The sequence below is a fragment of the Tibeticola sp. genome (genome assembly GCF_022759015.1).
GTDB lineage: Bacteria > Pseudomonadota > Gammaproteobacteria > Burkholderiales > Burkholderiaceae_C > Tibeticola > Tibeticola sediminis.
Genome location: NZ_JAEMQB010000028.1, coordinates 1 through 10,485, shown reverse-complemented (window position 1 = coordinate 10,485; position 10,485 = coordinate 1). Strand labels below are relative to the sequence as shown.

Below are 10,485 nucleotides of genomic sequence, written 5' to 3'. Positions count from 1 at the left end.
GTGGCCTGGCCCGGAGGTGCTGCTGTCGCTCTTGCCGTAGGCAACCGGTAAGTATATCCGATCCGGCAATTATTCAACCTAAATCCGGCAGTTGGGCGCGCCCGAGGGCGGCTCGAACGGGTGCGCAGCGCTCACCCAAACGGTGAACGGGCCGCGCACCGAAAATTGTTGAAACATCAACACATTGCTTTTCGCGAGAAGCGGTCAACTGCCGGATTTAGGTTCAAGGACTCGGCGCGTGCGATTCGACGGCGTCGAGCCCCGCCTGGAGTTGACGCCGGCGCTCGTGCAGGGCGCGCAAGCGATCGAGCGCAGAGGGGTCCTCCGCGGCCTGCGCGACGGCCTCGTTTTCGAGTGCGCTCAAATGTTCGAGCAGCATGCGATTGAGCAGGCCGCGCAACTCCTGTTGGGCTTCATGGGGTCGACGCTCGTCGCTGCCGCGGGCCAGTTCGCGGGCGAGCGACATCGCGCGCAGCGCCAGATCCTCGAACGGCTCTCCGCGCAAGGCCTCGCGCAGCGTGCCCCAGGGGAGCGGCCCTTGGTCATGGAAGGTCCGGTCGATCCACCGGAACAGCTCGCCATGCGGCTCGGGCAGCGCGCACAGCAGGGCTTGATCCTCGTGCGTGAGATGTTCCCATTGGGCCATGTCATCGAGCACCAGACGCGCGGCATGGTCTGCCTTGCCGATGGGTGCGGGGCGCCGCAGCGGTCTGCGGCTCGTGCCCAGAAACCGCACGGCGCCGGGATGGCCGCGTCCCGCCGCCGGGTAGGTCGGCGCTCCGTGAGGCGCGGTGTCGCTGCGGCCACCCGCGGGCGTGCCGCTTGTTGCGGGGTTGGCTTGCCAGACCGCAAGGAGGTTGGCGGTGCTCATCTGAGCGGCGCGTGCCAAGTCCTCCAGGATCTGCAGGCGCAGCGCGCCCTCGGGGAGCGCTTGCCAAAGCGCTTGGGCGGCCCGAACCATGCGGGCCCGGCCTTCGGCGCTGTCGAGGTCGCATTCCTGCGCCGCGACTTCGAGGAGGAAGCGCGAGAGCGGCACAGCCTCGGCGACGCGCTCCGCGAACGCGGCCTGCCCCAAGGCGCGGATGTAACTGTCGGGGTCGTGTTCGGGCGGCAAGAACAAAAAGCGGACGCTGCGCAGGTCGGTGGCGTGGGGCAGGGCGGCGATCAAGGCTTTTTGCGCCGCGCGTCGGCCGGCAGCGTCACCGTCGAAGCTGAAGACGACGGAGTCGGTTTGTCGAAACAGCTTTTGCACATGTTCTGGGGTGCAGGCCGTGCCCAAGGTCGCAACCGCATTGGGAAAGCCCAGTTGGGCGAGTGCCACCACGTCCATATAGCCCTCGGTGACCAGCGCGTAGCCGGCTTGATGGATCGCCTGGCGGGCTTCGTAGAGGCCATACAGCTCGCGGCCCTTGTGGAACAGGGCGGTTTCGGGCGAGTTGAGGTATTTGGGTTTTTCATCGCCCAGCACGCGCCCGCCAAAGCCGATGCAGTCGCCTTTGATGTTGCGGATCGGGAACATGATGCGGTCGCGGAAGCGGTCGTACCGGCGGCGCTCGCCCTCGTCCTCGCCCTGGGTGATGACCAGCCCACTTTCCTCCAGCAGGGGATCGTCGTAATTCGGGAAAACCCCGGCGAGGAAGTGCCAGCCCGGCGGCGCGTAACCGAGCCCGTACTGGCGCGCGACCGCACCGCTGACGCCGCGCCCTTTGAGGTATTCGATCGCCCGCGGCGCGTCTTTGAGGGCGCGCCGCCAGGCCTGGGCGGCTTGCTCGAGCACCAGACCCAAGGTCTGGCGGCGCGTCCGCTCGGCGGCGTCACGGGCTTGATCGGCAAGGCTGCGCTCTTCCTTGGGCACGGTCAGGCCGACCTGCGTGGCCAGATCTTCGACCGCGTCGATGAACCCCAGGCCGAGGTGCTCCATCAGGAATCGGATGGCGTTCCCGCTCGCGCCACAGCCGAAGCAATGGTAGAACTGCTTGGTCGGAACGACGTTGAAGCTCGGGGATTTTTCGCTGTGGAACGGGCACAGACCGACGAAGCTGGTGCCGGCTTTACGCAGCGGCACGTAGCGGCCGACGACGTCGACGATGTCGACCCGGGCGAGCAGCTCGTCGATGAAGGACTGGGGAATGGCCACGCGGCCATTTTCGCCGATTCGACCCCCAGCCAGCGCCGAGGGGAACCGGACGCTCGCCTCAGTCTCCCAAAACCACCCCTTCGCGTCGCGGGTCGGCGCCGCCCAGCCAGCCGCCGCCGGGCCGCCGCATGAGGGCTTGCAGGCCGCTGGTCATGGGCATTTCACGCACCTCGGCGCCGCGTCGGCGCAGCGCCTCGACGGTGGCTGCCGGGAAGCGTTTTTCCTCGAGCAAGGTCGGTCCGTTGAGCGAGCCGAAATTGGGCAGGTCGATGGCTTGCTGCGGGCTCAGGTCCCATTGCAGGCTGCCATAGAGCGTCTTGACGGTGTAGTGGATGATGAGTGCGCCGCCTGGGCTGCCGGCGCTCATCAGCAGTTCACCCGTGGCCGCGTCGAACACCAGCGTGGGCGACATCGAGGAGCGCGGGCGCTTGCCGGGCTGTACGCGGTTGGCAATCGGTGTGCCGCTGGCGTCTCGGGGCGTGAAGCTGAAGTCGGTGAGCTCGTTGTTGAGCAGGAAGCCGCCGCTGCGCGCGGGCTGGGTGGTGACCATTTGCCGCGAGCCGAAGGCGTCCTCGATGGTGGTGGTCATGGCGAGCGCGTGGCCCTCGGCATCGACGATGCTGATGTGGCTGGTGCCGTGCTCGACCTGCTCGGGCATGGGGGCGAGGCTGGTCTGGAGCCGTCCGGGGTGGCCCGGACGGGCGAGCTTCATCGACGGGGCGTCGGGCGCCACGCCGATGAGCTTGGCGCGTTCGGCCAGGTAAGCCGGGGCAAGCAGACTCGACCACGTGCCCGCAGGCGGTGCGACGAAGTCGGGGTCGGCGACGTATTGTGCGCGGTCGGCAAACGCCAGGCGTGCCGCTTCGGTGTAGAGGTGCAGCCAGTCGGCCGAGGGTAAGCCCGCTTCGAGCGGGATCTCGGCCGCGGGCGTGTGGGCGAGCAGCCCGAGGATCTGTCCGATCGCGAGCGCGCCCGAACTCGGTGGCGGCATGCCGCAGAGGCGCAGACTCCGGCCGCGTGCGGTCCAGCCGTGGCACAGCGGTTCGCGCTCCTTGGCCTGATAGCCGGCAAGGTCTGTGGTCGAAAGCGTCCCGGGGTTCTTCGCATGGCCTTGCACCTTCGCGACGATGGCCGCTGCCACCGGCCCTTCGTGCAGCGCGCGCGATCCTTGTGTGGCGATCAGGCGCAGCACGGCGGCCATTTCGGGGTTCTGGAGCCTGTGGCCCACCGGCCAGGGTTGCCCATCTGGACCGTAGAAATAGGCGCGCGCCACCGGGTCGTCGCGCAGGAAGCGGTCGTTGGCGAGCAGGCTGTGCAGGCGCGGGCTCATCGGGAAGCCCTGCTCGGCGAGCGTGATCGCGGGCCGGAACAACTCGGACCACGGCAAGCGGCCGTGCTGACGGTGGGCGAGCTCCAGCATGCGCACCGCGCCAGGCACGCCGACCGAGCGGCCACCGACGACCGCTTCGTGAAAGGCCATGGGCTGGCCGTCGGGTCGCAGAAACAGCGTTTCATCGGCCGCGGCCGGCGCGGTCTCGCGCCCGTCGTAGGCCTGCACGCGGCGTCCGTCCCAGTGCAGCAGGAAGGCGCCGCCGCCGAGGCCGCTCGACTGCGGCTCGACCAGCGCCAGAACCATTTGTACCGCGACGGCGGCATCGACCGCGCTGCCGCCCGCCTTCAAGACCTGGTAGCCCGCATCGGTGGCCAGCGGGTTGGCAGCGGCGACCGCAAAACGCGTGGTTGTCCAGCCCGGTTTGGCGTTGAGGCCCGTGGCGGCCTCGGGCTGGTTCGGGACGGCGTACTCGAGCCGCGGCGGGGCGCTGGCGCAGGCGGCGAGCAGGCAGGCGGCTGCGAGGCCGAGCCAAGCGCTGCGGCAACGACGGAAGGTTCCATTCATGGCGGCTCCTTTGACGAGTTCGTTCTCGGCCCGTTAGCGATACTCGCAGCGTTCGCGGCGGCTGTCAGAGTTTCTCGGTCTCACCCGCCTTGGGCTGCCACTTCATCAGCTGTCGCTCGATGCGGCCCACGGCAGCGTCGAGGGCCAGCGCGAACGCGGTGAGCACCAGGATGCCGGCCATGACGGTATTGATGTCGAAGCTGCCCTCGGCTTGCAGGATCAGGTAGCCCACACCCGAGGCCGAACCCAGGTACTCACCGACCACCGCACCGACGAAGGCCAGCCCGACGGAGGTGTGCAGCGAGCTGAACACCCAGCTCGTCGCGCTGGGCAGGTAGACATGGCGCAGCAGCTGGCGCTGGTTCGCACCGAGCATGCGCGCGTTGGCGAGCACCACGGGGCTTACCTCCTTCACGCCCTGGTAGACGTTGAAGAACACGATGAAGAACACGAGCGTGACGCCCAGCGCGATCTTCGAGCCCATGCCCAGCCCAAACCACACCGAGAAGATCGGCGCCAGGATGATGCGGGGCATGGAGTTGGCGGCCTTGATGAACGGGTCGAGGATGGCCGAGGCCATGGGCGCGAGCGCGAGCCACAGGCCCGCAGCCAGCCCCAGCACGGAGCCGATGCCAAAAGCCGCCACCGTCTCCAGCAGCGTCACCCACAGATGCGGGTAGATGTCGGCGTCGGTGACGAACCAGGCCCAGATCCGGCTCAGCACCACGAGCGGCTGGCCGAAGAAGAACGCGGCCTGGCGGTCGTTGTCGAACATGAAAGGCGGAATCAGCCCCGGCTGCGTCATCACATGCCAGAACGCGAACAAGGCGAGCAGCAGCGCGCCCTGCCACAGGCGCAGCGTGCCGGCCCGGGGCTTGAGGAGTTGCCACATCGTTTCAGCCCACCTTTTGCAGTTGCTGGGCGTAGCCCTTGAGCACTTCTTCGCGCAGCACGTCCCAGATGGCGCGGTGCAAGTCGATGAAGCGCGGCGTCATCTTCACCTCGGCGACGTCGCGGGGCCGGGGAATGTCGATGCTGAAGTCACCGATGGGGTGGCTGCCCGGGCCGGCGGAGAGCACGACGACACGGTCGCTCATGGCGATGGCTTCGTCGAGGTCGTGGGTGATGAACAGGACGGCTTTTTTCTTGCGCTGCCAGAGGTCGAGCAACTCGTTTTCCATGAGCTGCCGAGTCTGGATGTCGAGTGCGGAAAACGGCTCGTCCATCAGGATGATGTCGGGGTCGAGCACCAGGGTTTGCGCGAGGCTTGCGCGCTTGCGCATGCCGCCGCTCATCTGGTGCGGGTAGCGGTCGCCAAAGCTGCCCAAGCCGACGCGGCGCAGCCAATCGTCGGCCTGCGCGCGCGCCTCGGCGAGGGGCACGCCGCGAAATTCCAGCCCCGCGGCCACGTTGTCGCGCGCGGTGCGCCAGGGCATGAGGCTCTCGGCCTGGAACATGTAGCCCGCCCGGCGGTTGACGCCGACGACGGGCTCGCCAAACGCGCGGATCGTGCCGGTACTCGGCATCAGCAGGCCAGCCGCCACATTGAGCAGCGTGCTCTTGCCACAGCCCGTGGGGCCGACGACGCTCACAAACTCGCCCGCGGCGACGGTGAGATCCACGTCGCGCACGGCGGTGTAGCGCTGCGCCGGGGCATCCCGGGACACGAAGGTGCAGGAAACGCCGCGGAATTCGAGCGCCGCGGCGGTGTGTGCGCGCGTCACCGGCTCAACCCTTCGGGTACTTGGCGTTGGCCTTCTTCGCGAACTCGTTGGTGTAGACGGCCTTGAGGTCGAGCTTGGCGGCAGCCATCTTCGGGTCGATGCTGGCGAGCGCGCGGTAGGCGGTTTCGGCGCCTTTTTCGGGGATCAGTCCGTCGGGCGAGAGCGCGCCCCTGGCGGCGAGGAAGGCGTCCACGTACACCGCGCGATCGCCAAGCAGGTAGCTCTCCGGCACGGCCTTGATGATGTCGCCGGCGCCCGCTTGCTGAATCCACTTGTCGGCGCGCACGATGGCATTGGCAAGCGCTTGGGCCGTTGCCGGGTGCTTGTCGAGAAAGGCCACGGGCGCGTAGAGGCAGCCCGCCGGCATGGGGCCGCCGAAGACTTTTTCCGCTTCGGCGGGCTTGCGGGTGTCGGCGATGATCTGCAGGTCGCCCGAGCGTTGCAGCAGCGTGATGACCGGGTCGAGGTTGCTGATCGCGTCGATCTGCCCGGCACGCATGGCAGCAACCGCCCCGTTGCCCGCGCCCACCCCGATCACGGAAAAGTCCGTCGGCTTGAGCCCGGCCTTGGCGAGCACGAAGTTGGCCACGATGTTGGTCGAACTGCCCGGCGCCGAAACCCCGATCTTCTTGCCTTTGAGGTCGGCCGGGGTCTTGTAGTTGGGCAGGGTCTTGGGATTGATGCCCAGCACGATCTGCGGGGCGAGCCCCTGCAGCACGAAGGCGCGCATGGGCTGGCCCTTGAGCTGCATGTTCAACGTGTGCTCGAACGCGCCCGAGACCACGTCCGCGCTGCCGCCGACCACGGCTTGCAGCGCCTTGGCGCCGCCGGCGAAATCGACGATGGTGACATCGAGCCCCTCGGCTTTGAAGTAACCGAGTTGCTCGGCCACCGTCAGCGGCAGGTAGTAGAGCAGGTTCTTGCCGCCGACCGCGATCGTGAGCTTCGGTTTTTCGAGGCTTTGCGCGGGCGCGGACAGGGGCAGCGCCGCGGCGAGGCCGCTGGCGAGAACGAGGCGGCGTTTCATAGGGTTGTCTCCTGGAAATGTTCTTAGGGTGCCCCCCAGCGGCTGCGAGGGCGCAAAAATCATACTCCCGCGGCAAAAAAGCCGACAAAACGCCAGTATGCCAGCGTGAAATGGCGCTTAAGTGCTACCAAATCAGGAGCTTTCAACGCGGGGCGAGGCGGATGGCGCCGTCGAGTCGGATCACTTCGCCGTTGAGCATCTCGTTTTCGATGATGTGCTTGACCAGCTTCGCGTAATCCTCGGGCGTGCCCAAGCGGCTGGGGAAGGGCACGCTCGCCGCCAAGGCATCTTGCACCTCTTGCGGCATGCCAAACAGCATCGGGGTGCCGAAAATGCCGGGGGCGATCGTCATGTTGCGAATGCCGTTGCGCGCGAGGTCCCGCGCGATCGGCAGCGTCATGCCGACGACCCCGCCCTTGCTGGCGCTGTAGGCCGCCTGGCCGATCTGTCCATCGAAGGCCGCCACGCTGGCGGTGGAAATCAGCACGCCGCGCTCACCCGTGGACTCGGGCTCGTTCTTGCACATCGCGTCGGCGGCGAGCCGAATCATGTTGAAGCTGCCCACCAGGTTGACCATGACGGTCTTGGTGAAAGTGGCCAGGCTGTGCGGCCCGTTCTTGCCCACCGTCCGCTCGGCGGGCGCGATGCCCGCGCAATTGACCAAGCCCATGAGCTTGCCCAGTGACACCGCCTGGGCCACGACCGCCTGGCCGTCGCTCTCGCTGCTCACATCACACCGCACGAAGGCGCCGCCGATGGCCGTCGCCACGGCCTGGCCCTTGTCGGCCTGCATGTCCGCGATGACGACCTTGCCGCCATGGGCCGCGAGCATGCGCGCCGTGCCTTCACCGAGGCCCGACGCGCCGCCGGTGACGATGAACACCTTGCCTTCGATTTGCATGGAAGTCTCCTGGATGAGTTGACGTTAACGTAAACGTCAATTATGCCCAAGGCAAAAAAAAGGCTGGTCGCAAGACCAGCCTTTGAAAGGATCCCTGAACCTTAGAGGTTTCGAAAGGACCCGAGGAGACAACCAATAAAGGATCGCACGAGTTTGTCGAACGACCGTCAAGTTCAAATTATGCCCGAACAGGCCGATGGTTTGCTAGAGCGAGCGCTCCATTTCCACCTCGGTCTGCGGGCTTTGGGCAACGCTGAAAAAGCCCCTCGCGCGTTGCGCATCCCGGCTGCGGGCGGTCTGCGTCGTTGCAAATCCTCGCCATAGCTTCGGCTATGGCTGCGGTTTGCGCCTCGCATCTCATCCCGCGGCCGGGCGCGCACCCCATCGCGGGAACTTATTCAGCGTTGCCTTTGGTTTTCAGCGCTTTTTAGCGCCGGCGGTCGCCGTCTTGGCCGCGGTCGCGGTGGTCGAGGCCACGGCTTCCATGTTGGCTTGGGCGACGTCCGCGGCTTGCTTGACGACCTTTTGCACCGACTCGTACGCATTGTTGGCGGCAGCGACGGCGCTCTTCATCATGGCGACGGCGGTTTCGGAGCCGGCCGGCGCGTTCTTGGCCGCGTTGTCGAGCAAAGCGGCGAACTTTTGCTGCGCGTCTTCGGCCTGGGCTTCAAAGGTCTTGGTGAACTCGGCGCCGGTCGACTGCGCGATTTCGTAGACGTGACGGCTGTACGCAGCGGCCTTTTCAGCCAGCGGCTGGAACATGCCGGCTTGCAGGGCGAGCAGTTCCTGGGCGTCCTTGGCGCTCAGCAGCGCCTGGGTATTCTCAGCGCTCTCTTTGAGCGTGGCACGGGCGACGGCGAGGTTGAGCTCGACGAGCTTCTCGACGCCGTCGAAGGCTTTGTTGGTCAGACCAAACAAGGTCTCCATGTTGGCTTTTTGCGCGGCCAGCAGTTGTTCGGGGGTCAGCATCGGAAATTCTCCTTCAGGTTGGGGTTTCACCATCTGCGCCGAACCGACCCGGGAAGAGCCCGATTCATGTTGCAGTGCAGCATGGACAAATTGTAGGGCGGGTTTTCCCGAATGCAAGCATTTTTTTGCTGCGGCGCACCAAATAGAGGTGATTTTCTAGAAACCGATCCGTGTAGGGTGACGACGCCGACGATTTCATGCGCCTTCTGGCGGCGCCGCTGGCAGAATCGCAGCGCATGAACACGCCCGCCGAGCCACGATGAGCGAGACACGCCCCAGCACCGAGCCCCCGCGAAGCCCCGAGTCCCGTCCCGCGCCACGGCCGCGCGCCGACTTTCGGGCGTGGCGCTCCATCAGCACGCGGTGGATGGACAACGACGTGTACGGGCATGTGAACAACGTCGTGTACTACAGCTGGTTCGACACGGCGGTCAACGCCACGCTGATCGAGCGTGGTGTGCTCGACATCGAGCATGGCGGCGTCATCGGGCTGGTGGTGCAAACGCAATGCCATTATTTCGGGCCGCTGGCGTTTCCGCAGACCGTCGAGGCGGGAATCCGCGTCGCGCGGCTCGGTGGATCGAGTGTGCGCTATGAGATCGGGCTGTTTGCGCAAGGCGAGGCGTTGAGCGCCGCGCATGGCCACTTCGTCCATGTTTACGTCGACCGGCAGAGCCGCCGGCCGGTGCCATTGCCGCCGGCGCTCCGGGGCGTTTTGGAGACACTGCAATGAATGCACCCAACACCCGACCGAGCGAGCCGGTCAGTACCGTGGTCCGCGACCCCGACAGCGTCGACGCGGCGATCGAAAGCCGCTTCTCGGCGCGCGCCTTCCTGCAGCGTGCCGTTCCGCGCGAGACCATCGAGCATCTTTTGCGGGTGGCCTCGCGCGCACCCAGTGGCACCAACACCCAGCCCTGGAAGGTCTACGTGTTGCAAGGGGCGGCGCGCGACAGCTTGGTGCAGAAGGTCTGCGCCGCGCACGACGCGCTCGCTGCCGACCCGGCGCTCGCGGCCGAGTACCGGGAAGAGTACGACTATTACCCCGAGAAATGGGTCAGCCCGTACATCGACCGGCGGCGGGCCTGCGGTTGGGGGCTGTACGGCGCGCTCGGCATCGGCAAGACCGACAAGGCACGGATGCACGCGCAGCACCAGCGCAATTTCCGTTTTTTCGATGCGCCGGTGGGGCTGATGTTCACCATCGACCGCATCCTGGGCCGCGGCAGCCTGCTCGACTACGGCATGTTTCTGCAAAACATCATGGTGGCGGCGCGCGCGCGCGGGTTGCACACCTGCCCGCAGGCGGCATGGAACGGCTTTGCGAAGATCGTGTTGCCGCACATCGGCGCCGGTCCCGATGAAATGCTGGTTTGCGGCATGGCGCTGGGCTACGCCGATGAATCCGCACCCGAGAACCACTTCCGCACCGAGCGTGAGCCCGTCGACGCCTTCACGCACTGGCTGGCCTGAGGTATCACCGCCCGAGCGCGCCTTCACCTTGCATTTCTGACGACGTCACCGGAGACCTTCGCTCATGAAAACCACCCGGCGCGCCCTTGGGGCCGCAACTCTTGCCCTGGCGATCGCCAGCGTTCCCTCGCTGGCGGTCGCCGCCGACCTCGACGGGGCGAACCTGTCTGTGCTTTGGGCGGTGCCGTTCGCCGGCATTTTGCTGTCGATTGCGCTCATGCCCTTGTTGGCGCCATTCTTCTGGCATCACCACTACGGCAAGGTGGCTGCAGGCTGGGCGCTGGCGTTTCTGCTGCCGTTTGCGGCTGCGTACGGGCCGGGCGCCGCCGGCGGGGTGCTGGTGCATGCGGCGGTGGC

Annotated in this window: 10 protein-coding genes; 3 read left to right on the top strand and 7 right to left on the bottom strand. The window is 66.7% G+C overall.

Annotation, left to right across the window (positions count from 1 at the left end):
- Positions 1 to 223: 223 nt before the first annotated feature.
- The 7 genes from dnaG to phaP form a co-directional block, all read right to left on the bottom strand.
- Positions 224 to 2,137 carry a DNA primase gene (gene dnaG, locus JHC36_RS01855; protein ID WP_287915131.1) on the bottom strand — a complete coding sequence of 638 codons (1,914 nt, stop codon included), beginning with the start codon at positions 2,135 to 2,137 and terminating at the stop codon, positions 224 to 226.
- Positions 2,138 to 2,195: 58 nt separating this feature from the next.
- Complete coding sequence (locus JHC36_RS01850) at positions 2,196 to 4,034, bottom strand: gamma-glutamyltransferase family protein (protein ID WP_287915128.1); 1,839 nt, start codon at positions 4,032 to 4,034, stop codon at positions 2,196 to 2,198.
- Between the two features lie 64 nt (positions 4,035 to 4,098).
- A complete protein-coding gene (locus JHC36_RS01845) occupies positions 4,099 to 4,926 on the bottom strand; it encodes an ABC transporter permease (RefSeq protein ID WP_287915125.1) in 828 nt (275 codons plus the stop codon).
- A gap of 4 nt (positions 4,927 to 4,930) precedes the next feature.
- Positions 4,931 to 5,758 carry an ABC transporter ATP-binding protein gene (locus JHC36_RS01840; RefSeq protein WP_287915122.1) on the bottom strand — a complete coding sequence of 276 codons (828 nt, stop codon included), beginning with the start codon at positions 5,756 to 5,758 and terminating at the stop codon, positions 4,931 to 4,933.
- A 4-nt stretch (positions 5,759 to 5,762) separates the two neighbouring features.
- Positions 5,763 to 6,785: an ABC transporter substrate-binding protein gene (locus JHC36_RS01835; RefSeq protein WP_287915119.1), complete on the bottom strand. Its 1,023-nt coding sequence runs from the start codon at positions 6,783 to 6,785 to the stop codon at positions 5,763 to 5,765.
- A 142-nt stretch (positions 6,786 to 6,927) separates the two neighbouring features.
- Positions 6,928 to 7,686, bottom strand: coding sequence for a 3-hydroxyacyl-CoA dehydrogenase (locus tag JHC36_RS01830; protein WP_287915117.1), 759 nt, complete (start codon positions 7,684 to 7,686; stop codon positions 6,928 to 6,930).
- Positions 7,687 to 8,103: 417 nt separating this feature from the next.
- Positions 8,104 to 8,655 carry a TIGR01841 family phasin gene (gene phaP, locus JHC36_RS01825; RefSeq protein ID WP_287915115.1) on the bottom strand — a complete coding sequence of 184 codons (552 nt, stop codon included), beginning with the start codon at positions 8,653 to 8,655 and terminating at the stop codon, positions 8,104 to 8,106.
- A 259-nt stretch (positions 8,656 to 8,914) separates the two neighbouring features.
- On the opposite strand from phaP, the gene JHC36_RS01820 reads away from it, so the two are divergent.
- From JHC36_RS01820 to JHC36_RS01810, 3 genes are all read left to right on the top strand, one after another.
- Positions 8,915 to 9,388 carry an acyl-CoA thioesterase gene (locus JHC36_RS01820; RefSeq protein ID WP_287915112.1) on the top strand — a complete coding sequence of 158 codons (474 nt, stop codon included), beginning with the start codon at positions 8,915 to 8,917 and terminating at the stop codon, positions 9,386 to 9,388.
- The gene (locus JHC36_RS01815; protein WP_287915109.1) at positions 9,385 to 10,128 is read left to right on the top strand and encodes a nitroreductase; all 744 of its coding nucleotides are present in this window, start codon (positions 9,385 to 9,387) and stop codon (positions 10,126 to 10,128) included. The genes JHC36_RS01820 and JHC36_RS01815 overlap by 4 nt, the downstream gene beginning before the upstream one ends.
- Positions 10,129 to 10,192: 64 nt before the next feature.
- The coding region (locus JHC36_RS01810) for a sodium:proton antiporter (RefSeq protein ID WP_287915106.1) at positions 10,193 to 10,485 on the top strand (293 nt) is incomplete at its 3' end.

Coding starts and splice junctions, on each gene's coding strand:
- JHC36_RS01850 (WP_287915128.1), bottom strand. CDS start 4,034: ATGAATGGAACCTTCCGTCGTTGCCGCAGCGCTTGGCTCGGCCTCGCA.
- JHC36_RS01845 (WP_287915125.1), bottom strand. CDS start 4,926: ATGTGGCAACTCCTCAAGCCCCGGGCCGGCACGCTGCGCCTGTGGCAG.
- JHC36_RS01835 (WP_287915119.1), bottom strand. CDS start 6,785: ATGAAACGCCGCCTCGTTCTCGCCAGCGGCCTCGCCGCGGCGCTGCCC.
- JHC36_RS01830 (WP_287915117.1), bottom strand. CDS start 7,686: ATGCAAATCGAAGGCAAGGTGTTCATCGTCACCGGCGGCGCGTCGGGC.
- phaP (WP_287915115.1), bottom strand. CDS start 8,655: ATGCTGACCCCCGAACAACTGCTGGCCGCGCAAAAAGCCAACATGGAG.
- JHC36_RS01820 (WP_287915112.1), top strand. CDS start 8,915: ATGAGCGAGACACGCCCCAGCACCGAGCCCCCGCGAAGCCCCGAGTCC.
- JHC36_RS01815 (WP_287915109.1), top strand. CDS start 9,385: ATGAATGCACCCAACACCCGACCGAGCGAGCCGGTCAGTACCGTGGTC.